General features: G+C 52.0%; 22 protein-coding genes and 1 tRNA gene. 9 read left to right on the top strand and 14 right to left on the bottom strand.

All coding sequences use genetic code 11. The annotated features are described in order from the left end of the window. Nucleotides 1–81 precede the first annotated feature (81 nt). Entirely contained in the window at nt 82–651 is a 570-nt protein-coding gene (ahpC, locus tag P1U47_RS10320) for an alkyl hydroperoxide reductase subunit C (protein ID WP_008252550.1), read from the bottom strand. A gap of 148 nt (nt 652–799) precedes the next feature. Here ahpC and oxyR point away from each other — a divergent pair, with 148 nt between their 5' ends. After that, entirely contained in the window at nt 800–1,690 is an 891-nt protein-coding gene (oxyR, locus tag P1U47_RS10315; protein ID WP_301028747.1) for a DNA-binding transcriptional regulator OxyR, read from the top strand. 55 nt (nt 1,691–1,745) lie between these two features. On the opposite strand, the gene P1U47_RS10310 is transcribed toward oxyR, so the two are convergent. The 3 genes from P1U47_RS10310 to P1U47_RS10300 all read right to left on the bottom strand — a co-directional run bounded on the left by P1U47_RS10310 (nt 1,746) and on the right by P1U47_RS10300 (nt 3,424). Continuing rightward, a complete protein-coding gene (locus P1U47_RS10310; RefSeq protein ID WP_301028746.1) occupies nt 1,746–2,261 on the bottom strand; it encodes a DUF1993 family protein in 516 nt (171 codons plus the stop codon). Between the two features lie 115 nt (nt 2,262–2,376). Continuing rightward, nucleotides 2,377–3,126: a pteridine reductase gene (locus tag P1U47_RS10305; RefSeq protein WP_301028745.1), complete on the bottom strand. Its 750-nt coding sequence runs from the start codon at nt 3,124–3,126 to the stop codon at nt 2,377–2,379. A 43-nt stretch (nt 3,127–3,169) separates the two neighbouring features. Next, on the bottom strand, nt 3,170–3,424 hold the full coding sequence (locus P1U47_RS10300) for a hypothetical protein (protein WP_301028744.1): 255 nt from the start codon (nt 3,422–3,424) through the stop codon (nt 3,170–3,172). Between the two features lie 227 nt (nt 3,425–3,651). On the opposite strand from P1U47_RS10300, the gene P1U47_RS10295 reads away from it, so the two are divergent. The 3 genes from P1U47_RS10295 (at nt 3,652) to P1U47_RS10285 (ending at nt 8,554) form a co-directional block, all read left to right on the top strand. Then, nucleotides 3,652–5,247, top strand: a complete 1,596-nt coding sequence (locus tag P1U47_RS10295) for an ABC-F family ATPase (RefSeq protein WP_301028742.1) — start codon at nt 3,652–3,654, stop codon at nt 5,245–5,247. A gap of 206 nt (nt 5,248–5,453) precedes the next feature. Continuing rightward, on the top strand, nt 5,454–7,502 hold the full coding sequence (locus P1U47_RS10290) for an NADPH-dependent 2,4-dienoyl-CoA reductase (RefSeq protein WP_301028741.1): 2,049 nt from the start codon (nt 5,454–5,456) through the stop codon (nt 7,500–7,502). 242 nt (nt 7,503–7,744) lie between these two features. Further along, nucleotides 7,745–8,554, top strand: coding sequence for an HDOD domain-containing protein (locus tag P1U47_RS10285; protein WP_301028740.1), 810 nt, complete (start codon nt 7,745–7,747; stop codon nt 8,552–8,554). Nucleotides 8,555–9,043: 489 nt separating this feature from the next. Here the strand turns inward: P1U47_RS10285 and P1U47_RS10280 are convergent. Both P1U47_RS10280 and P1U47_RS10275 read right to left on the bottom strand, forming a co-directional pair. Further along, a tRNA-Arg gene (locus tag P1U47_RS10280) sits at nt 9,044–9,120 on the bottom strand. A gap of 136 nt (nt 9,121–9,256) precedes the next feature. Beyond that, on the bottom strand, nt 9,257–9,916 hold the full coding sequence (locus P1U47_RS10275; RefSeq protein WP_301028739.1) for a dienelactone hydrolase family protein: 660 nt from the start codon (nt 9,914–9,916) through the stop codon (nt 9,257–9,259). A gap of 242 nt (nt 9,917–10,158) precedes the next feature. On the opposite strand from P1U47_RS10275, the gene P1U47_RS10270 reads away from it, so the two are divergent. Further along, nucleotides 10,159–10,629: an NADAR family protein gene (locus tag P1U47_RS10270; RefSeq protein WP_301028737.1), complete on the top strand. Its 471-nt coding sequence runs from the start codon at nt 10,159–10,161 to the stop codon at nt 10,627–10,629. A 104-nt stretch (nt 10,630–10,733) separates the two neighbouring features. Here the strand turns inward: P1U47_RS10270 and P1U47_RS10265 are convergent, their stop codons facing one another. Next, nucleotides 10,734–11,720, bottom strand: a complete 987-nt coding sequence (locus tag P1U47_RS10265) for a hypothetical protein (protein ID WP_301028736.1) — start codon at nt 11,718–11,720, stop codon at nt 10,734–10,736. A 144-nt stretch (nt 11,721–11,864) separates the two neighbouring features. Then, entirely contained in the window at nt 11,865–12,503 is a 639-nt protein-coding gene (locus P1U47_RS10260) for a response regulator transcription factor (RefSeq protein WP_301028735.1), read from the bottom strand. Between the two features lie 258 nt (nt 12,504–12,761). Between P1U47_RS10260 and P1U47_RS10255 the strand changes: the two genes are divergently transcribed. Further along, nucleotides 12,762–13,574, top strand: a complete 813-nt coding sequence (locus tag P1U47_RS10255; RefSeq protein WP_301028734.1) for a hypothetical protein — start codon at nt 12,762–12,764, stop codon at nt 13,572–13,574. A 160-nt stretch (nt 13,575–13,734) separates the two neighbouring features. Next, nucleotides 13,735–14,862, top strand: a complete 1,128-nt coding sequence (locus tag P1U47_RS10250) for an ATP-binding protein (RefSeq protein ID WP_301028733.1) — start codon at nt 13,735–13,737, stop codon at nt 14,860–14,862. On the opposite strand, the gene P1U47_RS10245 is transcribed toward P1U47_RS10250, so the two are convergent. Further along, complete coding sequence (locus tag P1U47_RS10245; RefSeq protein WP_301028731.1) at nt 14,859–15,872, bottom strand: AraC family transcriptional regulator; 1,014 nt, start codon at nt 15,870–15,872, stop codon at nt 14,859–14,861. The two genes, P1U47_RS10250 and P1U47_RS10245, sit on opposite strands and share 4 nt — an antisense overlap. A 213-nt stretch (nt 15,873–16,085) precedes the next feature. Here P1U47_RS10245 and P1U47_RS10240 point away from each other — a divergent pair, with 213 nt between their 5' ends. Then, nucleotides 16,086–17,111 carry an AraC family transcriptional regulator gene (locus P1U47_RS10240; protein ID WP_301028730.1) on the top strand — a complete coding sequence of 342 codons (1,026 nt, stop codon included), beginning with the start codon at nt 16,086–16,088 and terminating at the stop codon, nt 17,109–17,111. A 112-nt stretch (nt 17,112–17,223) separates the two neighbouring features. Here the strand turns inward: P1U47_RS10240 and P1U47_RS10235 are convergent, their stop codons facing one another. The 5 genes from P1U47_RS10235 to P1U47_RS10215 all read right to left on the bottom strand — a co-directional run bounded on the left by P1U47_RS10235 (nt 17,224) and on the right by P1U47_RS10215 (nt 23,863). After that, entirely contained in the window at nt 17,224–18,456 is a 1,233-nt protein-coding gene (locus tag P1U47_RS10235) for an iron-containing alcohol dehydrogenase (RefSeq protein ID WP_301028728.1), read from the bottom strand. 81 nt (nt 18,457–18,537) lie between these two features. Next, entirely contained in the window at nt 18,538–20,091 is a 1,554-nt protein-coding gene (locus P1U47_RS10230) for a long-chain-fatty-acid--CoA ligase (protein WP_301028727.1), read from the bottom strand. Nucleotides 20,092–20,167: 76 nt separating this feature from the next. After that, nucleotides 20,168–21,304 carry an acyl-CoA dehydrogenase gene (locus tag P1U47_RS10225; RefSeq protein WP_301028726.1) on the bottom strand — a complete coding sequence of 379 codons (1,137 nt, stop codon included), beginning with the start codon at nt 21,302–21,304 and terminating at the stop codon, nt 20,168–20,170. Between the two features lie 9 nt (nt 21,305–21,313). Further along, nucleotides 21,314–22,486 carry an acyl-CoA dehydrogenase family protein gene (locus P1U47_RS10220; RefSeq protein ID WP_301028725.1) on the bottom strand — a complete coding sequence of 391 codons (1,173 nt, stop codon included), beginning with the start codon at nt 22,484–22,486 and terminating at the stop codon, nt 21,314–21,316. 204 nt (nt 22,487–22,690) lie between these two features. Next, complete coding sequence (locus tag P1U47_RS10215) at nt 22,691–23,863, bottom strand: acyl-CoA dehydrogenase family protein (RefSeq protein ID WP_301028724.1); 1,173 nt, start codon at nt 23,861–23,863, stop codon at nt 22,691–22,693. A gap of 291 nt (nt 23,864–24,154) precedes the next feature. Between P1U47_RS10215 and P1U47_RS10210 the strand changes: the two genes are divergently transcribed. Further along, nucleotides 24,155–25,513, top strand: coding sequence for a cytochrome P450 (locus P1U47_RS10210; protein ID WP_301028723.1), 1,359 nt, complete (start codon nt 24,155–24,157; stop codon nt 25,511–25,513). Nucleotides 25,514–25,716: the final 203 nt, after the last annotated feature.

Genomic DNA, 25,716 nt, shown 5'->3' with positions numbered 1-25,716 from the left:
TCCCGTGAACTTTAGAATTCGGTTTTAATTTACATATTTGATTGGTAAAAAAGGCCCCGCTAACGGGGCCAACATGGGGTATTAAATTTTGCCAACTAGGTCCAAAGAAGGAGATAGTGTCGCTTCACCTGGCTGCCATGCTGCTGGGCAAACTTCGCCATCGTGCTCGGCAACGTATTGAGCAGCTTGCACCTTACGCACTAGCTCTTTGGCTGAGCGGCCAATACCAAGATCGTGAAGCTCGGCGACTTTAATTTCGCCCTCGGGGTTAATCACGAACGTACCGCGCAGTGCCAGACCGTCTTCCTCGATCATTACGCCAAAATTGCGCGAGATCTTGCCCGTTGGGTCACCAATCATTGGGTATTGGATCTTGCCAATGGTGTCGGAGCTGTCGTGCCACGCTTTGTGGGTAAAGTGGGTGTCGGTAGACACTGAGTACACTTCTACGCCCATTTCTTGCAGCTGCGCGTAGTGGTCGGCCATATCGCCCAGCTCAGTGGGGCAAACAAAGGTAAAGTCAGCGGGGTAAAAGACCAGCACAGACCACTTGCCTAACAGATCAGCATCGCTAACGTCGACAAAATCGCCATTGTGGTAGGCAGTGGCTTTAAAGGGCTGAACCTTGGTATTGATAATGGTTGGGAACATAGTGGCTATCCTTTGTGGTGGTAATCTTGAAAAGGCGGTGTGCCTTAAGCTCAGGACCCATACTAGGGAAGCGGAGATATAAGTTCTAATCGATGATTATTATGATTAAGATAGGTTTTACCAATCATAAAGTGCGCAGATATAGCCCATGGTCAAAATTAGAGACTTGCAGTATTTAGATGCGCTGGCCCGCCATCAGCACTTTGGTCGCGCCGCAGAAGCCTGCTTTGTAAGCCAGCCCACCTTAAGCGGGCAAATAATGAAACTGGAGGAGCAGCTCGGCCTCACGCTAATAGAGCGCCATCGCAAAAAGGTGATGCTCACCGCCGCCGGCGAAGAACTACTGCTTCGCGCCCGCCAAGTCTTGCGCGCCGCCAATGATTTTGAGGAGTCGGCCAAGGCGCTCTCTGACCCCCTTGCCGGCGACTTACATATCGGCCTAATCCCCACCGTAGCGCCCTATTTGCTTCCTCATATCATGGCGGACTTGAGTGCGAGCCTCCCCAATATCAATTTTTACCTGCACGAAAATCAAACTGATGTTTTGCTCAAAAAACTCGACGACGGTGAATTAGACATACTGATTTTAAGTTGGCTAAACACCATGCAAGGCGTGGAGCGCTACGCGCTATTTGAAGAGCCGCTGGTGCTGGCGGTTCCCCACAAGCATGTTCTCGCCAAAAAGGAGTCGGCCCTGCTCAGCGACCTTAACGGTCAGTGGGTACTCACACTGGAAGATGGGCACTGTTTGCGCGACGAGGCTCTAGACTACTGTTTTAGCGCCGGCGCCAAGGAAGACACCCGCTTTCAGGCTACCAGCCTAGAAACCTTGCGCTACATGGTCGCCAGCGGCATGGGCATTACCCTACTGCCCGCCCTAGCGGTGAAAGACAATGACAAAGACCTGCGCTATATCCACTTTACGGCGCCACTGCCAACTCGGGAGATATGCCTGCTAGTGCGGCCTAACTATTCACGAATGAGCTGCGTGCGTGCAGTGGTGGCCTCGATTCGACAATCCATGGCCGAGAGCTTTTAACAAGGCGGGCAGGCCTCAGCCCAGTCGCCCTGCGCTAAGCTAGGCACCGTAACGCTTACAAATCTTGAAAGGGAATCGCGCCGAGGTAATCCATCTTGCCCACTTCTACACCGTGATGGCGGAGAATCGCGTAAGCGGTACTAACGTGAAAATAGAAATTGGGAATCGCAAAGCGCTGGGCAAAATCCTTACCGAGCAAATACTTGCCTTCAAACCATGGCAATACTACTTGGCGCTCTGCCGCCCCTGCAAAATCTGCCTCGCTAAAGCCTGCCAAATAATCCTGCACCGACTTAATGCGCGCCTGCAGCTCGGCCATGGTGGTTTCAAAATCTTCGTGCTTAGGGGCGCTGTCGGCTTTGCCGGTTAGGCGCGCCACACTCAGCTTGGCCGCGTCGCAGCTAATTTGCACTTGGCGAATTAAATTAAATTGATCCAAGGCCAAACGCGAAGTTAGCAGTGCATCAACATCAATTTTTCTGCCCTCGGCGTATTCCGCGCCCTTGTTCAAGATGGCGCTTAAATTAGACAACATTGTACTGAACTGCACGACAGTAAAATCGTAAAGCATGAACACACCTCGTTAGCATAATTGGGCAGCCCCCTAGGATGGCGGCTGGGTTTACATATTCAATCCGGCTCTGCCGCTATTTTTGGTTTACCACACTCTTGTACGCGCTATACACCTAAATTGCTAGGCTGCGGCCGCCGTCAACGGCAATAATTTGACCGGTGATATAGGGCGCATCCGCCGCCAAAAACACCGCTGTTTTCGCAATATCACTGGCTTCGCCTTCGCGCTTTAGCGGCACCCGCTCAGTCAAAGCCTGCTTTTCTTGCTCCCAGTATGCCGAGGCGTGCTCTGGCCACAGAATATTACCAGGCGAGATCCCGTTCACCCGTATGTTTGGCGCCAACTCTAGCGCCAAAGACTGAGTCATCATCATCACCCCCGCCTTGGCCATGCAGTAAATACTGTGACTGGGCAGCGGATTTTTAGCGTAAATATCGACCAGATTAATAATGCAGCCAGCGCTATCGCGCAGCGCTGGTGCCAAAGCTTGAGAGAGAAAAAACGGCCCTTTGAGATTGCTGCCCATTAGCGCATCCCAATCCGCCTCGGTCGCCTCACCTATGGGCGTGGGGTAAAAGCCCGAGGCGTTATTCACTAGCACGTCTACGCGCTGCCAAACCGCAAGCGCCGTGTCAGCAAGTGCCTGTACCTCGGCGAGCGAAGTCATGTCGGCGGCAATTGCCGTCGCCGAGTTTGCGCGCAGATCGTTTAAGCTGTCGCGCAGCTGCTCGGCCGCTGCGCTAGAGTGGCGGTAATGAATAATAATGCGATAACCGCGACTGTGAAGCTGGCGGCAAATTTCGGCGCCAATACGCTGGGCGCCACCCGTAATCAACGCGACGGGCTGCACTGCGGTCGCCATTACCTTGGCCTCTCTAGTCAACCTCGCTTACCGAAAACTGCGATCAAAATACACCGCCATCAACTGGGCCAATCAGGCAGTCTATGCCCTCTTCCTTAATCGTGGCTTCTATTTCAAACAGGGCGTCGGCGTCTGATTCAAAGGCGTCTTCCCAAATTGTGGAATTATTGAATTGGTCAAAAACCTCTAGAATCCAGCTGCCATCGCCGTCTTCGTATATATCTACCCGCACAGACTTGCCGTTTTGTTCGATAGTGCGGCACAGGGGGGACATTTTTACTTCGCTATTTTCGCTCATATTCACTCTTCTCGGTTCGGCTAGCGCCACTTTTTGCACAACATACCGGATTTTTAAGACATTCTGAAATAATCAGTAAATATTCCACAATCTAGCCCTAAAATCGCCCCCAACGCCGCGCTCACGGCCGCTTACGCTCGACCTTTTAGGCCAAAACCCTTATAGTACGGCCCCCTTCTTTTCATGCTTCATCACAAATTACGTTTAACGCGTCCGGGAATAGCCTCTTGATCTCTACAGCAAATATCACCATGCAATTTGGTGCCAAGCCATTATTCGAAAACATCTCGGTTAAATTTGGCGGCGGCAATCGCTACGGCCTGATTGGCGCCAATGGCTGCGGCAAATCCACCTTCATGAAGATTCTCGACGGCAGCCTGAAACCCAGCTCCGGCAATGTCTCTATCGACCCCAATGAGCGCGTCGGTAAATTGCATCAGGACCAGTTCGCCTTTGAGCAATACTCGGTTATCGACACCGTGATCATGGGCCACACCGAACTGTGGGAGATTAAACAAGAGCGCGATCGCATTTACTCGCTGCCTGAAATGTCTGAAGAAGACGGTATGAAGGTAGCGGAGTTAGAAACCCAGTTCATGGAAATGGACGGCTACAGTGCCGAGAGCCGCGCTGGCGAATTTTTATTGGGCGCCGGTATCGAGCTCGATCTGCACTTTGGCCCCATGAGCGAAGTGGCGCCGGGCTGGAAATTGCGAGTACTGCTCGCCCAGGCCCTGTTCTCTGATCCAGATATACTGCTGCTGGACGAGCCCACCAACAACCTCGACATCAATACCATTCGCTGGTTGGAAGACGTGCTGAACCAACGTAAAAGCACCATGGTGATTATTTCTCACGATCGCCATTTCTTAAACTCGGTATGCACCCACATGGCCGACATCGACTACGGCGAGCTGCGGGTTTATCCAGGCAACTACGACGACTTTATGACCGCCGCCACCGCTGCGCGCGAGCGCCTGCAGTCGCAGAATGCCAAGAAGTCTGCACAAATTGCTGACCTTCAGCAGTTTGTTAGCCGCTTCTCGGCCAACGCCTCTAAAGCCAAGCAGGCCACCTCACGGGCCAAGCAGATCGACAAGATCCAGCTCGACGAGATCAAGGCCTCTAGCCGGACCTCGCCGTATATCCGCTTCAAGCAGGATAAGAAACTGCACCGCGCCGCACTGACCCTAGAAAACATTGGTCACGGCTTTGATGAGCCCTTGTTTGCCAAAGGCAGCATGATCTTAGATGCCGGCACTCGCCTTGCGGTTATTGGCGAAAACGGCGCGGGTAAAACCACCTTTCTACGCTGCCTAATGAGAGAGCTAGAAGCCAAAGAAGGCGTGGTCAAATGGGCCGAAAACGCCAGCCTCGGCTACTGCCCGCAGGACAGCACCGATGATTTCGACAACGACCTCAACTTGTTTGATTGGATGAGCCGGTGGCGCAAGCCCCACCACGACGATCAAATTGTACGCGCCACCCTGGGTCGCCTGTTGTTCTCTTCAGACGATTTTAACAAGAAAGCCAAAGTCTGTTCTGGTGGAGAGAAAAACCGCCTGTTGTTCGGCAAATTAATGATGATGGACACCAATGTCTTAATCATGGACGAGCCCACCAACCACTTAGACATGGAAGCGATTGAAGCCCTCAACTTGGCGCTAGAGCACTACGACGGCACCCTGATCTTCGCCAGCCACGACCGCGAGTTTGTATCCTCACTCGCAACCCGTGTGCTCGAAATCACCGACAAGACCTTTAATGACTTCCAAGGCACTTACGACGAGTTCCTAGCACACGAATTAAGTAAAGCGAGCTAAGCTCCGCCCCCAGCAGTACGACTAAGAAGCGCAGCAACTGCCTCTTAGTCGTACTGCTTAAGCCTCTCCCCGCCAGCACCACCCCTATAAGCCCCGCTTTAGTAAGCACAACCAACACCCAATTCAATAATTGTGGGCTGCTCAAATATTGACACCGTCAACTTCAGACGCTATCTTGACAACGTCTAGATAGCGAGAGCCCAGCCATGAGCACAGCAAACCAATATTACCCGCACCTCCTTGCCCCCCTCGACCTGGGCTTCACTACCTTAAAAAATCGGGTGGTGATGGGCTCCATGCACACTGGGCTCGAAGATCGCTTTTGGCAATTTCCTAAACTTGCCGCTTACTTCGCCGAGCGCGCCAAAGGCGGCGTTGGCCTAATGATTACCGGTGGCTACAGCCCCAACCGCAGCGGCTGGTTATACCCCGGTGCCAGTACCTTTAACTCGCGCTTAGATATTCACAACCACCGCAAAGTCACCAAGGCAGTACACGCCGAAGGCGGCAAAATTTGCCTGCAAATTCTGCACGCCGGTCGTTACTCCTACCATCCGCTGTCAAAAACCGCATCGACCAGTAAGGCGCCAATCAATCCCTTTAAAGCCCGCGCCTTAAGCACCCGCGGCGTGGCCAGCACAGTTAAAGATTTTGCCCACACCGCATGGCTGGCCCAAAAAGCCGGTTACGACGGCGTCGAAATCATGGGCAGCGAAGGCTATTTAATTAATCAGTTTTTAGCGCCCGCCACCAATAAGCGTAAAGATCGCTACGGCGGCAGCCCAGAGAATCGTCGCCGCTTTGCGGTAGAAATTGTGGCGGCGGCCCGCAAAAAAGTCGGCGCCAATTTTATTATTATCTTCCGCTTGTCGATGATCGACTTAGTCCCCGACGGCTGCACCCGCGAAGAAGTATTAGACCTCGCCCGCGAGATTGAAGCCGCTGGCGCGACCTTGATCAACACCGGTATAGGCTGGCATGAAGCGCGAGTGCCCACTATTGTCACCTCGGTACCCCGCGCCGCGTTTAGCGAAGCTACCGCCGCCGTAACAGAGGTGGTCAATATTCCCGTCATTGCCTCTAACCGCATTAATATGCCGGATATTGCCGAGAATATTTTAGCCAGCGGCCAAGCCAACTTGGTGTCGATGGCCAGACCCATGCTCGCCGACTCTGAATGGGTAAACAAAGCCGCGGCCAATCGCAGCGACGAGATCAATACCTGTATCGCCTGCAACCAAGCCTGCTTAGACCACACCTTTCAAATGCAGCGCGCTAGCTGCTTGGTCAACCCCCGCGCCTGCCACGAGACCGAACTGATCTTTAAAGCCGCGCCCAAGACCAAAAAAGTTGCGGTGATTGGCGCCGGCCCAGCGGGATTGTCCTGCGCTACGGCGGCGGCAGACTGCGGCCACGAAGTGCATTTATTTGATCAAGCAGACAAGATCGGCGGCCAATTCAACCTAGCCAAAACCATCCCCGGCAAGGAAGAGTTCGACGAAACCCTGCGCTATTTTGCCAAGAAGATTGAAACCTCTGGAGTGAAGCTCACGCTCAATCACCGCGTTGAGAAATCCGAACTCAGCAGCGGCGGCTACGACGACGTTATCGTCGCCACCGGCGTCAGCCCTCGCGCACTCAATATTAAAGGTATCGACCACCCCAAAGTGGTTTCCTATATCGACGTATTGAAGGGTAATGTCACCATCGGTAAGCGAGTCGCGCTAATCGGCGCGGGCGGCATCGGTTTTGACGTGGCCGAATACCTCGCCCACGACCACAACACGGCGCTGCCACAAAGCATTGCCAGCTGGTCTGCCGAGTGGGGCATAGACCAAAACAGCAGCGCGCGCGGCGGTCTGGTCACAGGCAAGCCCGAGCCCTCACAGCGAGAAATTTTCTTACTACAGCGCAAAACCACCGCACTCGGTAAAGATCTAGGCAAAACCTCTGGCTGGGTACACCGCGCCACGCTTAAAAACAAGGGCGTGAATATGCTAGCTGGCTGCAGCTACGACCTTATCGACGACCAAGGCCTGCACATCAGCCAAGACGGCGAGCAGCGCATACTAGAGGTCGACCACGTTGTTATCTGCGCGGGCCAAGAGCCACTACGTGAGCTTTACAATCCCGAAGCAGAGCAAGATGCTGATGCAAGCCAGCGCTACCACCTCATCGGCGGCGCCAATATTGCCTCCGAACTCGATGCCAAGCGTGCAATACGCGAAGGTGCCGAGCTAGCGGCGAGTCTCTAACGCCGGACGACGCCCGCACATCACAATCGGCGCGAACATGCGCTGGTTGTGAACTCGCCCACAAGCTTGAAGAAAACCACTCATAACGACGCCCATTAGCGGCAAGCCCTTATTGTTGATTGCTCGCTAAAAAGCCAAGCTCGGAACTCAATCTTTCGGTCTGGTTCGCTATGTCAGCAGCACACCAAAGGGGATACACGGAAAGCAACCCTACAAACAAGCAAGATCTCCTTACGGGCATAATGACGGCGCTAAAATCTGGCACCCTAGAATTACCTAGCCTGCCCGATATCGCTATAAATGTGCGCCTCGCCGCCAACAATGAAAATTTAAATATTGCCGATCTCGTTCGCCTAGTACAGCAAGATCCAGGCTTAAGCGCCTACTTACTTAAAGTCAGCATCAGCAGTCATTACAAACGGCGTCACGCCACAAGTAATCTCGACAGCGCACTGCGTCGCCTCGGTTTAGATGCAACCCGCGATCTCACCGCAAGCTACGCCCTTAAAACACTGTTCTATATCAACGACCCGCAAATAAAACGCCATTTGCGCGACATTTGGCAACGCAGTGTATATACCGCCGCCTTAGCTCACGTCATGGCTCGTCACTGCGGCTTTGACCCAGATCGCGCCTTACTCGCCGGCCTAATGCAAGATATCGGCGCCCTGCCACTACTGACCAATCTAAAACTTTACCCCACACTGCTAAACGACCACCACGGCGTCGATCAACTAATCAACGAATACACCGGAAAAATAAGTGGCCTAGTGCTAAATCACTGGAAGTTTGACTATGAACTAGTAACGGTAGGGCTGGAACGGGGCAATTGGTTGCGCGACAAGCAAGGCGACGCCGACCTGGCAGACCTCATACTCATTGCCCGTTACCACAGCTATTTAAATGAACCAAGCCATAAAAAACTACCCCAGTTAAGCAGCCTTCCCGCCTTTCGAAAACTAAAACTCGGCGACATTGGGCCACAGCAAGGACTAAAATTTCTACGTGAGGCTAGAGAGGAAATTGACGAACTGCGAAGCACGCTATCGTAAAATGACGTGCATTTTCAAAGTAATAAAGCGTCAGTATTGATGAGTGATTTTTCGGAGCAAATCCTTGGCCTGATCTATCCAGTTTTGCACCGACGATAGTTCAATTTAAAATGCGCTTTTACTAGCACCTGATTCTTCCGTGCGGGCTATGCGAATAACAGGAAAGTCTATAAGTAAGTATCTTCCTCTGGTGTGGCTGCAAATAAAAATGAGGCCAAATTTAGGGCTTAGCAGAATCAGCAGACACACCAATCAAGCAGACCAAAACCAAAAAGCCGGCACAAGGCCGGCTTTAACTGAGTTATGCGCACGCGGCGGGCGAGGATTAATCAAAACAGCCTTGGGGCTGTTTTGCCCCCTTCGGGGCTGCGTCGCTCCGCTCCTTGTTTAAATTGCGCCGTGGGCACAATTTATCGAACCTAGAGAGGTCCTCACCGATCAAGCAAACCAAAACCAAAAAAGCCGGCACAAGGCCGGCTTTTTTGGTTTTGGTGCGCCCGAGAGGATTCGAACCTCTGACCTCTGCCTCCGGAGGGCAGCGCTCTATCCAGCTGAGCTACGGGCGCAAAATGGGTACTTCACGAAGCGCGACACTATAACAGAGAGGGTTTCCCGCCTCAATCGACCTCCGTCATTTACTTGCCAATATTGGCCTAAATTGGTTTTGAGACCAAATTGAGGCCATATTATCTAGCCATCTGCCTAAGCCAGCCTTAGCCATTCTTTAAGACTGCTGCCAATATCGGCAATTTCCTCGCCGCAGACTTCGTGCTGCATGGGATAACTGCGGTATTTGGGCTTAAAGCCCATGCTTTGCAAAACTTGATTGGCGGTATGGCCCATCGTTTCTTGCACCATAGGGTCTTGGGTGCCATGAAAAATATGGATTGGCAGCGCTTTGTTGGCCGCTGAGAGCTTCACTTCTTTGGCGGTGGCAAAATAGGTAGACATGGTTAGCAAGCCCGCCAAGGGCTTGGGATAAGAAAGTGCCGCATGGTAGACCACGGCGCCGCCCTGACTAAAGCCCGCCAACACGATGCGTTCGCTCGCTATGCCGGCATCTAATTCGCGCTGTATTAATTCGCCCACAGCGGCGGCCGATGATTCTATTTGCACTAGGTCAATTTCGCGTTCTATCGACATAGCGAGTATGTCGTACCACGCAGGCATGACCATGCCGCCGTTTATGGTGACGGGTATCTCGGGGGCGTGGGGGAACACAAAACGAACACCGTGATTGGCGGGCAGGCCAAGATGAGGCACTACCGGCACAAAATCGTGGCCGCTGGCACCCAAGCCGTGCAGCCAAATCACGGTCGCGTCGTGCGCGCCTTTCGGTTCTATTACTTCACATTTAAGCACGGTCTCGCTCCTTAGCGTTTATTAATTTGTGAACAGAATAGCACGGTCAGCCTACTCAGGCCTCTACACGACAATACTGGCAGAATGAGGCGCCATGGTATTTTGGTGTTGAAGTGCGCATGACTCTGCCCCCAAAATTGCATTTTAGGACGACTGCTTACGTGGCTCGCAATACAGCCACCTTCCCTTGCCAGAAGCCTATATACTGTTTGCTCTGCCGGTGTTTGATTTGGATAAGCCTTATGCTGTTTGATGTAAAAGAGAAGAAGCTGCTCACCCTTACGCGGGATGATCCCAGCCAGCTATTGGCGTCCTACGCGAAACGTGGCTTTGAGCTGGATGGCTGCGAGTGGCCTTCGGTAGAGCACTACTATCAGGCGATGAAATTTGACGACGCCGCATATCGCGAGCTAATTCGCTTGGCCGCTCACCCTGCGGATGCAGCTAAGCTGGGTAAGAGCAGAAGACATCAAAAGCGTAAAGACTGGAAGAAAAACAGCGTAACCTATATGACCCGCGCTTCGTATATTAAAGCGCGCACTCATGCAGACGTTGCCCAATTGCTGTTGGATTCTGGCGAGATGGAAATTAAAGATGTCAGTCAGTATGACTACTTCTGGGGCAGTGGCCGCGACATGCGCGGCGAGAACGCCTTTGGCAAGATGCTGATGGGGGTTCGAAAAAAGCTTAGGGAAGAGCTAAATCAGCAGTAAGTTTCTCTAAGCTAATGCAACAAGCCGACGCTGCGCTTAGTCACGTAATCCAAGCGGCTGCCCATGTTTAGGTCAGCCGCATAATGAGTAAATGAATAGCCTATTTACTTTGCCGCAGCTAGGGCACTAGTTAATCGCTGGTTCGCCTCGAGCAGCGCCTTTTTAGCGTTGGCGGCATAAACATCTGGGTCGGCAGTGATATCAATATCTTTCGCCGACGACGCGCCACCGCTTACCATGCCGACTACTGCCGAGAAAGTGTTCGCTGCTTTCTGGAAACCACTGGTGGCGTCGTTGCTACGACCAAACGGACCGGGAACAACCACTGGCGCACCAATGCTCACTTTGGCGTTGGGGTCATTGAAGGTACTGGTTACGCCCATAATCAGATCCAAGCCAGAGCCAGGCACAACTTGAATGCCTTGCCCAGCAGAGACTTCCGCAGAGTATTCGGCACCTTTGATATCGGTATAGGTATTCGCTTTATAATCCGTTTCGCTACCGAAATACACAAAGTGAACCGTGTAGTTTACGTTGAGCACCGGCAGTCCCACCTCATTGGCCGCAGAGTAAACTTGATAGGGCATGGCCTTGGCAATGTTCAATTTAATCAACGACTTCCCGCTCGGTGCAAACGTTGTACTCTCTTGACTGCCACCGGTTATAGCCTTAAATGACGAGCCTATTTTCTTAGGGCTAGGCTCGGTATCCAGTTTTTGCCATTCACCGTTGGCCGCTAATACGCTGCCATCTGCCAAGGTATATCCATTGGCCTTTAGTTTTGCGACAAAATCTTGATAGGCGCTATCCGTAAGGCTCTGCATTACGCTATCGGGCACACCTACCAATTTTGCTCGCAATGTACTTCTGGCGTAGCCACTGTCTGAGCTAAACATCGGGCTCTCTGACTTAGCAGAACTTTTATCAAAGGTTATAAAGGTAACTCTGAAATCGCCTAATAAAACCTGACGTTTACCAGCAATTACCTCGGCATTGCTGAGCAGTACGGGGTCAAGCTGCTTTTTTGTACCGACACCAGCACAGCCAAACAGGAGAGTAGAAATTAATACCAAGGGGATAATTTTTATCATTGATTCAGACTCGCAAGAGGAGGAATTGCAAGAGAATAGCAATTAGTTATAGAAATCTAACACCCCCTGAATCGGGGGCTTAGATTTCTATAACTAACCGCCTAAGATGATTTGAATTTTCAAAATAAACATCGCTACCGACGTTCACTGAACATCCGAATTAACTAAGCCCATGTCGATTGCGCGCAGGGTGGCTTCGGCGCGAGAATTTACCTGAAGCTTCTTGTAAAGCACTTTTACATAATCGGCTACGGTATAGTGACTCAATCCTAAAAGCTCGGCGCAATGCTTTACGCTATAGCCCCTGGCAATAAGACTGAGCACTTCTTTTTCACGGTCAGTAAGACTGACACTCAGCTCATCGCTAGGCCTAAAAAAGGTCAACATACGCCGTGCAATGCTGGGTGACAGCGGCGGCTGACCCAGTAAGATTCCTTTTAACCGAGCACTAAAATCCGCTTCAGATTCATCCTTTAGCAAATAGCCATCGGCTCCGGCTTTTAGGGCTGAAAACAAATGCTCCGAGTCATCATAAATTGTGGTCACCACGCAGATACTTTCTGCCGACAGCTGTTTGAGCTCGCGCACAATATCGATACCGTTGCCGTCAGGCAGGCCTATATCAATTAGCGCCAAATCGGGTACTACATTTCGCAACAAGTCACGAGCACCCTGAACACTGTCGGTTAAATGGACATAGCCCGCGCCAAAAATGGCATCAGCCACGCTGCCCAACCAGTGGCGAACTTCGGGAATATCCTCGACGATTAAAATAGATTCCATAGACTTTTCTGCATGAGTCCCAAGGGAAATAAGCGTATAAATTCATACCCGTGATATGATCATGGCCATAAGCAATGCTGCCTGCAAGCACCGCAGCATAACACCCCCCGATACAGGGGGGATAACTAACACAATCACAATAATCGCGAGATTCCACTCTTGATAAAGCTGCGTATTTCGCCGCTTGCGTTACTAAGCGCTGCGACAATTTTTGGTTTACTATTCTCGGCATACTGCGCTTTTTTAGCCAGCCAGGCAGTGTGGCATAACATCGATTGGCGCTGGCGCGACGGCGCGGCTGAGCTTACTAGTTCGCCACTCAATTCCCAATTAAGCGCGGGAGCCAGAATCGTCGCCATAAGCGACGGCGATGTTAGTCTGGCCCTTGAGCAAGTCGATTTTACGGAAGAACCCGATGGCAATCTTCCCAGCTACACCGCTTACCGGTCGTTCACTCAGCGCCAATCCCAGCTTGCAACACTGTTGCAATCGCCCCAGCTCAAGCTCATCGACGACGCCGGTCTCGCTCACCCAATTGGCTACCAAAACCAACGCCCTCTGTCCGACTTACCCGCCGCCTTTTGGGTGCAAATTTTTGTTGGGCTAGCGGCTTGGTTAATTTGCTCCGCGGTTGGCGCTTACAAAACGCAAGATGCCAGCGCCCGCTATTTGGTCATCAGCGGCGGCAGCACCTTGCTATTCGCGAGCCTAGCCGCAATTTACAGTACTCGTGAGCTGGCTATCGATGGCCAGCTGTTTCGGCTTCTGAGCGACCTTAATTTCTTAGGCGGAATGATGTTTGCCGCCACCTTAGTTTGCGTGCTGTGGCATTACCCTAAACAGCTCGGTTCCAGTTGGGTTCCACCAACCATTATTTTGGTGGCCATAGCGTGGTTTGCACTTCAACAATTAGGCGCGTTTGAATCAATGATCGTGGGCCGCCGCCTGCCCGTACTACTGGCGCTGCTCGCGCAGTTTCACCTTAAGTTTTATGCAATGGCGCAACACCCGCGGCGATCCAATAGCTCGCGCGGCGCTGCAATGGTTTTTGCTTTCGTGGCTGCTGACTAGCACCGTTTTTTCAGCGCTAATTTTTTTACCGCAGCTGCTGGGCTTTCAAACTGGGCAACTCCAAGGCTATAGTTTTTTGCTATTTTTAATACTCTACTTAGGCCTCGCGTTAGGTATAAGCCGATTCAGATTATTTGGCTTAGGAAAATGGTGGCTCAGCGTGCTGAGTACACTTGCCACACTGGTAATTTTATTTTTGGTCGACCTATTAATGGTGGCCGCTCTTCAACTCAAGGGAGAGCAAGCCCTCAGTCTGTCGGTTATTGCCGCTGGCCTAACCTGGCTACCAGTTCGCAATTTTTTGTGGCGGCTACTCAAAGGCGATACTAAGCAAAATCGCACGGGATGGTTTGGGGATATTATTGAAATTGCCTTTGCCAGCAATAGCCATGAAAAAGACCGCTTATGGCAAACCTTATTAACTCGCTGCTTTAATCCACTTTACTGCGAGGTAATTGCAAATATTCCCGCGCCACGCTTATCCGATAGCGGCTTAATACTTGCGTTACCTGGCAGCGACGAGCGCGCAGCCTTAGCAATTAGCTACGCTCAGGGCGGCAAGCGATTATTCTCGCCAGAGGACCTCGATTTAGCAGCAGAGTTACTCGAAATACTGGCCCACGCAGAACAAAGCCGCGACGCCTACCAGCGCGGCGTAGACTCTGAGCGCGCGCGAATTGCACAAGACCTTCACGACAATATTGGCGCCAGCTTACTCGCCGGTCTACACCGTAAAGATTTGCCCACGGCGCAGGCTAGTATTCGCTCTGCCATTAATGAAATGCGCACCATTGTGAATGGTCTCACCGCCCGCAATACCGAAGTAGAAGTTATGCTCGCCGACTTACGCTATGAATGTGAGCGCCGCCTTAACGACGCCGACATCACCTTAAACTGGGTGCACGACGCCCAAAGTAATCCTCTGCTTCCCTATGTTATATACCAGAATTATGTCTCGATCATTCGCGAAATTATTGCCAATGTAATCAATCACTCCGAGGCAGATACGCTAACGATTACCGTCGATTGCAGTAACAACACACTCGTTACCCATATTGAAGACAACGGCATTGGGCTTGGCATGGCCGGTCACAAAGGTCACGGCCTGCTCAATATCCAAAGACGAATAAACCAGTTGGAAGGCGAGCTAAGCATGCAAGCCGAAACCGTCGGCACCGCAACCCACTTTGTTGTGCCGCTGCCTAGCGGCGCTCAACAGCTGCCCCGCGCCAAGGACATTTTCACGCATCCAGTTCAGCCGAGATATAAACTACACTCAGCGCCCTAGCTCGCCTGCAACATCATTCGGTAGCGGCCCGGCGCTTGACCATACCAGCGCTTAAAGGCCTTTTGAAATGCGCTCTGGTCGCTAAAGCCAAGTTCTGCAGAGATGTCTAGCAACGCCATTTCGCCTTGGGCAATAAGGCCCAGCGAGCGCGCCTTGCGGGTTTCGTCAACCAAGCTTTTATAGCTGGTTTCGGTGTTGTTTAAACGGCGCTGCAATGTGCGTGCACCAATACCAAGTTGCGCCGAAATATCTTCTAAGCGCGGTACGCCCTCGGCAAGCTGGCCGGCGATGCAATCGCGCACATCTTTAATCAGGCGGTCTTCAAACTGCAAATTCGACAATTCTATACGGGCTGCTTGCTCCAGTGATTTGTGAATACCTGGGTGAGGGTACAAAGTGGGCTGATCGAGTAATTCGCGGCCAAAATGCACGGCATTTACTTTTTTCCCAAACTGCACCGGCGCTTCAAACAATTCCGTAAGCTGCTGTTCGCGTCCGTTAGCCGCGTGGGCAAAGTGCACCTCACGATGCGCATCACCACGGTCGAGCATTGGCTTATTCACGCGATACCAATTGGCAAAGAAAAACTCAACAACATGGGGCGCCGATTGCTGGCGCGATACCTGCTGCCAACTTAAACAGGCGGTTTGGCTATTGATCTCAGTCAGTACCATATCGCCGTGGTCGATCAACAAGCGCGAGTAACGCTGTATGCCATCCAATGCCTCGCGGGCATTTGCGGCGCTCATGCCAAGGTAGTCAACGATTCCCCATGGCGTGCGTGAACAGTGGGTGCCAGCATTAGCACCCAAGCAGGGGTCATTGAGCAAAGTCGCGCCAGCGTCGAGGGTCATTTCAAATAAACGCAGGGGCACGCGGCCGTGCTCGGTAATATGAGTCAGCGGATTTAAGCGCAGTACCGACTGCAGTTGGCGGGCGTTTACACCCCGCTCTGCGAGGTACTCCAAAAGATTTTCGAGATACTCTTTGCATACTGTAGGCGTTCGCATTTCGTCCTCCTTATCGCACGGCGGCGGCCATGCGCGCACTTCACGCTCTATTATTATTGAGCGGCATTTTTGAGCGCCGCAATATCACATACGCAGACTAGCAATTTCAGCCCTAAAGTTGTCCCCCTATGCCGCCAAAAGTATTATCATTAGTGACCGTCAAGTTTTATCATTTATGGCCATAGTTGTTTATTCATTGTGCAATTAATTGAAATGGAACAGCTCGGAGCCCGTTTACTGCGGGTTCTGTGGCGCCTATTGCAACATCGCTATCCCGCTATTGACTGCGCCGAGCTCGGCCGTCGCTGCAATATTGACGATGAATGGTGGCAGGCACCAAGTAGCAATAGCCTTGTTAACGTCTTGGTATTATTGAATGCCCTGCGCAGCCAAGACGCGCCTGCGATTGCCTTGGAATTGGGCGACCTCGCCCAGCTTAGCGATCTTGGGCTACTCGGCTATGCCATGCTCACCGCCAGCAATTGCGAGCAAGCCACCCATATCAGCTGCCACGCCTTTAGCGAAGCTAGCTTTTTGGTAAAGGTCCATCTTGAGCGCGCAGAAAACCACGCCTTAATCCGCTTTCAGCTCACCAAGAATGCGCTGCCCATTGAGCAGCTAATTATGGAGCTGTGCAGTGTCGCGGCGTGGCGCTATGTGCAGGGCATACTGCCCGAGGGACGGGCGGCGGTGCCGGACTATGTTGAACTCAGTTGCAGTACCCCCGACCACGCTGCGCGCTATGGCGAACTACTGGGCTGCCCTGTGCATTTTGATTCGCCCTACAACACTATTGCATTGCCGCTAAACTGGCTGCAGCGGCCGATCCCCAGCGGCAATGAACAGGCAATGATCGCCTGCTCCCACCACGTGCAGCAGATCCTTAGTGAAAGCTATCGCAGCGGCGGAATAGTTCCTCAGGTAAAACGCCTACTTATGGCTCGCCCCCAAGATTGCAATTTTCAACTGGGGAATACCGCCAAATTACTGCGCATGAGCCCACGTAGTTTGCGGCGACACTTAGAGCTGGCCGGTAGTTGTTTTCGCCAAATCTGCCTGGAGGTGCGCATGGAGCTGGCGCGAGAGTATTTACTCAACACCCACATGAGTTTGAAGGAAATTGCCTATCAACTTGGCTATAAACACCCAAGTAACTTTAATCGCGCCTTCAGCGACTATTACCACAGCTCACCCCAAGTTATGCGTCGCAGCCACTACGCGACCTTTCAGCAAAGTTAAGTGACCTTAGCGCCCCCTTCGCGTTTATAGTCACTAAATTTAAGACATAAAAAACCCCAGTCGCTGCTGGGGCTTTTTATGCTGACGAACTTCGCCAATATTTACTGAAACATCAGGCCAATGCCGCAGCGCCCTCAGTACTGCTTAGCAAACTGCGCAAAATTGTCTGACACTCATCGCGACTCATCAAAATGGGCACCGGATACAGCGAGCCCTCCTTCACCGCATCTGCTGCAATTGTTGCGATGTCGGCGTCGCGCAGCGCATCCAATTGCTCGGGTATGCCGAGACGACGGTTTAAATCGGCCACCGCATCTATGAATTTGCCCGCAGCCACACGATCGTCGTCACGGCTGTCTGCCACTGCAATTAAACGCCCTAAATTCGCCAGTGCTTGCTGGGCCGCCACCGCCATAAAGCGCAGCACTTCCGGCATTACCAGGGCGTTGGCCAAACCGTGGGGTGTGCCGTAATGACGTCCCAATTGGTGGGCAATGGCGTGCACATTACCCACGCTGGCCTCGTTAATCGCCATACCCGCATAATACGCGGCCAGCGCCACTTGCTCTCTGGCCACGGCGTCATCGCCCTGTTGATAGGCGCGGGGCAAGTAGTCGAAAATCATTTTTACGGCGGCGTAGCCATAGCCATTGCTGGTGTCTGAGCCCCACAAACTGATATAGGTTTCGATAGCGTGAGTAAGTGCATCCATACCCGTGGCCGCAGTGATCGCCGCGGGCATACCGAGCAGTAAATCGGCATCTAAAGCCACTGCCTTGGGCAGCATTTTAGGATCGGCTATAAAGCATTTTTCATGACTTTGCGGATCGGAAATGACCGCTGCAATAGTCGCTTCGGAACCAGTACCCGAGGTAGTTGGCAGCGCAAACAGCGGCAGCGGTGCAGTTTTTACTTTGAAATAACCAACTAATTTTTTAGCGTCGCGGCCATTGCTCGCCGCCGACGCAATCATTTTTGCACAATCAATTGAAGAGCCGCCGCCAATCGCAAGCACCGCATCACAGCTGTGCTGCGCCTGCAGAGCCAAACCGGCGTCGACCATGGCAAAGGTAGGATCGGGCAGAGTGCCGTCGTAAATAATGCAGCTAACGCCCTCGTCTTGCAGCACATCCACCGCCCGAGCAACAATACCCAGCGCAACCAAGGGTTTGTCACTCACCACCAAAACACGCTTAATACCCTGACGTGCTATATGGCGACACAGCTGCGCTGTGCTCCCTTGGCCATTAAAAGCCATATAGGCCAGCGACGGCATTAACTTAAAGGGAATCGCAATCAACGCCAAATAACTGCGCTGCAATAGGGTTCTAAAAAACTTAATCATTTTGCACCTCCTTGATCATTTGCCAACAGCGCTATAATCGCTGTGCTAAGCAGTTAGTTAAAACTTGAGCATCACCAAGTTTTACACCACCGCTGTTTGAAATTTAGGAACAATGCTTTCGCGCAAGTTTTTCTTTAATATTTTGCCGCTAGGATTTCTCGGCAATGCCGCGACATACTCAAGATGTTTGGGAATTTTGAAACTCGCCAGCGAGCTGCGGCAGTGACTAATTAAATCCTCAATACTAATTTCGCCTTGATCACTCTGCACCAACACCGCCAAGGGCACTTCGCCCCAGGTTTCGTCAGGCACGCCGATCACCGCAGCATCGGCAATTTTTGGATGGCTCATCAGTACGTTTTCAATTTCAGCGGGATAAATATTTTCGCCACCAGAAATAATCAAATCCTTTACGCGATCTTTTATAAACAAATAACCATCGGCATCGAGATAACCCGCATCGCCGGTGTGCAACCAACCGTCGACCACGGTCTTCGCGGTAGCGTCGTCGCGCTTCCAGTAGCCCTTCATTACCTGCGGGCCGCGACCGAGAATTTCACCCACTTCGCCGGTCGGCAAAGTATTACCCTGCTCGTCGACAATACGCAGCTCTGTGCCAAACACTGCTCGCCCACAAGAGCGCAGCAACTCAGGTTTGTCTTGCAGAGCGCGCAAATGATCTTCGTTATTTAAGAAGGTTAAAACGCTGGTGGACTCGGTTTGCCCGTAGCCCTGATTAAATTTGCAACCAAACACCTGTAGGCAAGTCTTAAGTAGATCAACTGAAATCGGTGATGCGCCGTAATTGATCCACTCTAAATTGGGGAATTTATATTTCTCAATATCGGGTATACAGGCTAATGAGAATTGCAGCATCACCGGTACCACCGACACAAAGCTGATATTGTCATTGGCCATGGTTTCGATCATGCCTACGGGATCGTAGTCGCGATGCAAGATGAGCTCACTACCGTAAAATATCGATACCAGTGCGCCCATCAACCCCAGGGCGTGAAACGTCGGCGCAATAATAAGCCCACGGTCGCCCACCCGCGGCGTGAGGCCAGTCGCCAGCGGCGCCTGAATACTATTGCTAATTAAATTGCGGTGGGTCAGCAACGTGCCCTTCGGCAAACCTGTAGTGCCGCTGGTATACATTTGAAAAACCACATCGTCACCCTTAAGTGCGACCGGCGTCGGTTCTCCTGCGTCCCCCAACCACGTATCCAAGGGAGTCGCGCTGTCTAAACCACCAACAATAGACACCTGTTCAATGCCCGCTAAGTAAGTGCCGAGCAAGGGCGTAAACTCACCATCAACAAACAGTAAACGCGCATCGGCGTCTTCGGCAATAAAGCCCACTTCGTCGCGAGTAAGGCGATAATTTATGGCTACCGGCACCACCCCCACCCGCGCGCAGCCCAAGAACACCAGTAAATTGTCCACCGAGTTTTTGCTGAGAATAACAACCCGATCACCTTTGCCAATACCATTAGCCTGCAAACGCGCCGCAACGCGCCCTAAGCGCTGCCACGCTTGTCCGTAATTTAGGCTTTGATCAACATCGCTGGCAAACGGAGCCTCGGGGCGCGCTGTGGTTTGAAACGCCACGTAATCCATAAAGTTTTCAAACATTTATTATTCCTTTTTATTTGTTAGGCGCAGCAATGCTATGCCGCGCTGAACTACTTAGAATGGCTTGGACAAAAACTTATTGGTAACGCAAGGTGGCAAATCGACGACGCTGCCAATCTTGATCGCCAAACAAACTGTCGATTACCATCAAGCGCTTTAAATAATCGCCAATATTTAATTCTTCGGTAACGCCCATACCACCGTGGATCTGCACCGCCTCTTCAGCCACCGCGCGGCCGTGCTTGCCCACCATGGCTTTGAGTGCGGCAATATCCATCTCGGCTTGCGCTTGCGTCTGAACGTCACCTTGCTCAATACTATTCGAACACAGCGCCCGCACCAGCAGCGAACGACACTGTTCAGTCGCGGTATACATATCCACCATGCGATGTTGCAGCGCCTGAAACTTGCCAATCGGCTGCCCAAATTGCTTGCGGGTATTGCTGTAATCCACCGTCGCTTTAAGTAAATACTCCATGGCACCAACGGCCTGCGCCGACACTGCAATAGTGGCCTCGTCTAGCACCCGACGGATCAGCGCCATACTACCCGCGCCTGCGCACACCAAGTTCTCGCGAGGGAGTTGCACAGCATCGAAACGCACATTCGCTACGCCTTGGCCGTCCATCAAACGGAAAGCATCGCAATGCACACCCGCGCTATTTGCGGGCACGGCAAATAAGGCGATACTCTCGTCCAACCACGCCGTCACTATCAATACATCGGCAATCGCGCCGTTTAGCACCAATGTTTTATGGCCATTAAGGCTGTAACCGTCACCATTGCGTTCAAGCTGACAATCGATGGCGTCAAGCTGGTGGCGACTGCGCCGCTCTTGGTAGGCAAATGCCGCTTGGCAGTTGCCGCTCAAAATATCGGGTAAATAACGCTCTTTTAATGTCGCATTATCGCCATTGGCAATTAACTGCCCCGCCAGCAATACCGTAGCTAAATACGGTTCCACCGCAACCGAGCGTCCCATTGCCTCCATTAACACCGCGGTATCCACTACCGAGCCGCCAAAGCCACCTTCGCTTTCGGGCAGTGGCACGGTGAGCCAACCTAAATTACCAAAATCTTGCCACACTGCAGCGGAGAAGCCTTTGGGCGCCGCCAAGTAACTACGGCGCTGTTCGCTGTCGTAGCGTTCCGACATGTACTTATCGACGCTATCTTTGAGCAATTGCTGCTCAGCATTCAATGAAAAATCCATAGCGCCCTCCTACAAGCCCAAGCCAAACTTGGCGATGATATTTTTTTGCACTTCATTACTACCGCCATAAATTGTGCAGGCGCGGCCAAACATATATTCACGCCGCGCGCGGTCGCCGTAATCGTGGCCCATGGCTAAGCCAGTACTAGGTAAAACACTGCCGTATAAACCGGCTACGTCAAACTGCAGACTTTGCACCGCCTGTTGCAGCTCTGTGCCTTTAAGTTTAAGTAGTGACGATTCCATACCCGGCGCGCCGCCCTTGGCAACCGCAGCCAATACCCGCAGCTCGGTGTATTCCAATGCCATCAGCTCCATTTCGATGTCGGCCATGCGCGCTTGCAGGGTCGGACTCGCCAATAGTGCTTGGCCGTCATCATTTTCATCTGCAGCAAGACGGCGAACCGTATTTAATACCTGCTTGCAGTAGGCAATACCCGACAGCGCGGTGCGCTCGTGGGTAAGCAGCGCCTTAGCGTAGGTCCAGCCCTTGTTCTCCTCGCCAATACGATTGGCCACGGGCACCCGAACATTGTCAAAACGCACCTCATTGAGATGATGCTCACCGTCTATCGAGGTAATAGGCGCTACGCTCACTCCGCTACTGCGCATATCGATTAGCAAAAAGCTGATGCCCTGCTGAGGCTTGGCAGTGGTGTCGGTGCGCACCAGCGCAAAAATCCAATCTGCGTGCTGAGCATAGGTCGTCCAGATTTTGGTGCCATTGATTATGTAGTCGTCGCCGTCGCGCTCCGCGCGAGTTTGCAAAGCAACCAAATCGCTGCCCGCACCCGGCTCGGAATAGCCCTGACACCACCAAGTGTCGCCATTGAGAATACCCGGCAAGAAGCGCGCTTTTTGCTCTTCATTGCCAAAGGTATAAATCACCGGGCCCACCATTTTTAAACCGAAGGGCGGCACATCTGGCGCCTCGGCTTCAGCTAGGGCGCCGTCAAAAATATACTTTTGGGTATCCGTCCACGCGCAGCCGCCGTATTCTACTGGCCAGCCCGGTGCGACCCAGCCCTTAGCGAAGCGCTTTTTCTGCCACTCAATAGTGGCCGCCTTAAAAGTCTCTGGCTCGCGAATTCGCGCGGCGAGCTCGGCGTTAAAATTATTGCGAAGAAACGATCGAACTTGGTCTTGAAAAAGACGTTCTTCTGGGGAGTAGGTCGCGTGCATAGCTTTCTCTCTTCAGTCTTTACAGGCGGCAAGCCACCAATCAGCTCAGGCTATCAGTGTCCTTGAAAATGGGCTTAGTCCTCAGGTGCCTCTTGTTGGCAGTGGCCGACCAAAAAGTCGGTAACAGCGCCAAACTTGAGCTGGGAGTGCGAGGGACGCCGGCACGACGCCCCCAAAGGTTTTTATTTTTATGTGGGCATGCGCTTAAGCGCGGTCGACAAATTCAACAAAGTTTTCGGCAAAGACTTCCCGCGCAATAATCAATTTCATAATCTCTGAGGTGCCGGCAAAAATGCGAGTAATACGGGCGTCGCAGTACATGCGCGAAATCGGGTACTCATCCATATAGCCAGCGCCGCCGTGCAACTGCACGCCCTCGTCAACCATCCGGCACAGCAGTTCGCTGGTGTAGAGCTTGGCCTTAGCAGCGTCTTCTGCAGTGAGGGCGCCGCGATTATGAACCGCCACACATTGATCAACATAGGCCTGTGCCACATCAATTTCGGTGCGCAGTTCTGCCATTTTAAATTGCGTGTTTTGCATTTTAGACAGCGGCTTGCCAAACACCTTGCGCTGCATACAGAATTCGCGAGTCACTTCAAAGGCCTTTTGTGCTCCCGACAAGAAGCCGCAGGCGCCAATCAAGCGCTCCTCGGCCAAGCCTTCCATCAAATACAAAAAGCCAAGGCTCGGATCACCCAAGACATTTTCTTTGGGTACTCGCACCTCATTAAAAAACAACTCGGCGGTGTCCTGCGCCTTCATGCCCATCTTTTTCAAATTGCGGCCGCGTTCAAAGCCCTCCATGCCGCGCTCAACAAGGAACAAGCCCATGGCGTGGGGGTTGTTTTCAGGGTCGGTTTTGGCGGCAACAATCACTAGGTCTGAGTTAATACCGTTAGTGATATAGGTTTTATTGCCGCTGAGCAGCCAGTGGTCGCCCATATCTTTAGCAACGGCGCGCATACCCGCCAAGTCGGAACCGGCATCGGGTTCGGTCATCGCCACCGCAAGAATAATCTCGCCGCTCACGCAGCGCGGTAAAAATCGCGCCTTTTGTTCGTCACTGCCAAAGCGGTCGATATAGGGCGCAACTAAACGACTATGCAAGGTATTGGCCCAATCACCGCCATACACATTGGCCGTCTCTTCAATAATAATTTGTTCAAAGCGAAAGTCGCGATCCCCCATACCGCCGTACTGTTCATCTGGCCACACCATTAAAAAACCCTGATCGCCGGCTTTTTTAAACATCTCGCGATCCACAATGCCCTGCTCTCGCCAAGTATCTATATTTGGAACAACTTCTTGTTCAAGAAATTTTCGGTAGGCGGAACGGAACATTTGCTGTTCTTCAGTAAAATCTCTGGGAAGCATTTTTTTATCTCTTATTAGTGAATCAGCGCGAAACGCGATAATTGTTTGTGCTGCCAAACTAAAGCAGCGGCGACATTACAAACTCAAGCATCCCCTCTTAAGGCGCTAGCGGCAATGACTTAGCATGACATTATTTTGACATTTTCTTACAAAAAACAATGACCCAGCGCGGCATTGGCACCTAACGACCACCATCGTCGCGCGCCGACTAGACCCCCTAGCGACGACTGCCCTAATGTGCCAGCAGTGATAGCCCGCACACTGCGACCAATGCCAGTAATGAGGAAGAAAATGAGCAGTTCGAGTATTGATTACCAAGAATATCCACGTCGCCCAAACCGCGATCTAGAGCATATTCCCGGCGACAACGGCATGCCCGTGTTTGGTCAAACCTTTAGTTTTTTACGTAATTACAAGGTATTAACCGAACAGCGCTTTAATAAGTACGGGCCAATATCTCGTGGCAATACCTTGTTTCAACACAGCCTCACCCTACTCGGCCCCGAAGCCAATGAGATTGTGCTAAAAAATAGTGCGGGCGAATTCTCCAGCATGCTGGCGTGGAACCCATTACTCGATCGCTTATTCCCCAACGGTCTTATGCTAAAAGACGCCGAAGCCCATCGCTACGATCGCAAAATTTTACAGGGCGCGTTTAAGAAAAATGCGATCGAAGGCTACTTAGACACCATGAATCCGCACCTTGAACAAGGTGTTAAAAATTGGCCTAAGGGTAAAGAATTTCATTTCCAATACGCGGTAAAGCAATTATTACTGGAAGTGGCTGCCGAAGTTTTCCTTGGCATTGAAATGGGCGAAGAAGCGAGCAGCGTTAACGAAGCGTTTGTGGACACCATGCTGGCATCAATGGCAGTGGTTAAGCTGCCGATTCCTGGCACTCTATGGTATCGCGGTTTGCGCGGCCGGCAGCACTTAGAAAACTTTATCATGGCGCATATTGATGCCAAGCGCCGCGGCGAGGGCCGCGATATTTTTTCGCAGATCTGCCACGCCACCGACGAAGACGGCAAACACTTTTCCGACGAAGCCGTCCGCGACCATATTATCTTTCTATTGTTTGCCGCCCACGACACCACCACCAGCACCCTCTGTTCTATTGTTTACGCCTTGGCAAAAAACCCCGAGTGGCAGCAGCGGCTTCGCGATGAATACAAGGCGCTTGGCAAACCCCAGCTAGACTACGACGACCTTGGTGAATTAGAAGACAGCAAACTGGTATTCAAAGAAGCCCTGCGCATGTACCCCGCGGTACCGGCGATTCCACGCCGCACCTTAAAAGACATGGATATTTTGGGTTACCATATTCCTAAAAATACCGCCGTCGCGATCTCGCCACTATTCACCCATTACATGGAAGAATATTGGACCGAGCCAAACCGCTTTGATCCAGAGCGCTTTTCCAAAAGCCGCGCCGAAGACAAAAAACATTTTTACCAATGGGTGCCCTTCGGCGGCGGCGCGCACAAATGCCTTGGCCTTAATTTTGCAGAAATTCAAACCAAGTTATTTTTATTTCACCTGCTTAGCCATTACCAAATAAAAGTCAAAGACGGATATGAAATGCCGCGCAGCTGGGTACCACTTATTTTCCCCGCCGACGGCTTACCGGTGACATTCGAAGCGCTTTAAGAAGCTTCGGAATCTAATGCCACTGAGCTAGTTTACAATTACCCCACCAGATGCCGGATCAAGTCCGGCATGACGTGATGTTAGAGCCTGTATGACGAAATTATAAATCCCGTATGGCGTACAAAGCCGTCGCTCTGAACGCCCTACCCCGTCGCTCTGAACGCCCTAGCCCGTCATTCTGAACTTGATTCAGAATCCAATAC

This window comes from Zhongshania sp. (assembly GCF_029212375.1).
GTDB lineage: Bacteria > Pseudomonadota > Gammaproteobacteria > Pseudomonadales > Spongiibacteraceae > Spongiibacter.
The sequence above is the reverse complement of the archived record's forward strand: the minus strand, read 5'-3'. Positions and strand labels throughout refer to the sequence as shown.

Excerpts from the sequence above, each read along its gene's own strand:
- P1U47_RS10285 (WP_301028740.1), top strand. The coding sequence starts at position 7,745 with ATGACGGCGCTAAAATCTGGCACCCTAGAATTACCTAGCCTGCCCGAT.
- P1U47_RS10210 (WP_301028723.1), top strand. The coding sequence starts at position 24,155 with ATGAGCAGTTCGAGTATTGATTACCAAGAATATCCACGTCGCCCAAAC.
- P1U47_RS10215 (WP_301028724.1), bottom strand. The coding sequence starts at position 23,863 with ATGCTTCCCAGAGATTTTACTGAAGAACAGCAAATGTTCCGTTCCGCC.
- P1U47_RS10270 (WP_301028737.1), top strand. The coding sequence starts at position 10,159 with ATGCTGTTTGATGTAAAAGAGAAGAAGCTGCTCACCCTTACGCGGGAT.
- P1U47_RS10245 (WP_301028731.1), bottom strand. The coding sequence starts at position 15,872 with ATGCGAACGCCTACAGTATGCAAAGAGTATCTCGAAAATCTTTTGGAG.
- ahpC (WP_008252550.1), bottom strand. The coding sequence starts at position 651 with ATGTTCCCAACCATTATCAATACCAAGGTTCAGCCCTTTAAAGCCACT.
- P1U47_RS10265 (WP_301028736.1), bottom strand. The coding sequence starts at position 11,720 with ATGATAAAAATTATCCCCTTGGTATTAATTTCTACTCTCCTGTTTGGC.
- P1U47_RS10225 (WP_301028726.1), bottom strand. The coding sequence starts at position 21,304 with ATGGATTTTTCATTGAATGCTGAGCAGCAATTGCTCAAAGATAGCGTC.
- P1U47_RS10235 (WP_301028728.1), bottom strand. The coding sequence starts at position 18,456 with ATGATTAAGTTTTTTAGAACCCTATTGCAGCGCAGTTATTTGGCGTTG.
- P1U47_RS10240 (WP_301028730.1), top strand. The coding sequence starts at position 16,086 with ATGGAACAGCTCGGAGCCCGTTTACTGCGGGTTCTGTGGCGCCTATTG.
- P1U47_RS10220 (WP_301028725.1), bottom strand. The coding sequence starts at position 22,486 with ATGCACGCGACCTACTCCCCAGAAGAACGTCTTTTTCAAGACCAAGTT.
- P1U47_RS10290 (WP_301028741.1), top strand. The coding sequence starts at position 5,454 with ATGAGCACAGCAAACCAATATTACCCGCACCTCCTTGCCCCCCTCGAC.
- oxyR (WP_301028747.1), top strand. The coding sequence starts at position 800 with ATGGTCAAAATTAGAGACTTGCAGTATTTAGATGCGCTGGCCCGCCAT.
- P1U47_RS10305 (WP_301028745.1), bottom strand. The coding sequence starts at position 3,126 with ATGGCGACCGCAGTGCAGCCCGTCGCGTTGATTACGGGTGGCGCCCAG.
- P1U47_RS10310 (WP_301028746.1), bottom strand. The coding sequence starts at position 2,261 with ATGCTTTACGATTTTACTGTCGTGCAGTTCAGTACAATGTTGTCTAAT.
- P1U47_RS10260 (WP_301028735.1), bottom strand. The coding sequence starts at position 12,503 with ATGGAATCTATTTTAATCGTCGAGGATATTCCCGAAGTTCGCCACTGG.
- P1U47_RS10230 (WP_301028727.1), bottom strand. The coding sequence starts at position 20,091 with ATGTTTGAAAACTTTATGGATTACGTGGCGTTTCAAACCACAGCGCGC.
- P1U47_RS10300 (WP_301028744.1), bottom strand. The coding sequence starts at position 3,424 with ATGAGCGAAAATAGCGAAGTAAAAATGTCCCCCCTGTGCCGCACTATC.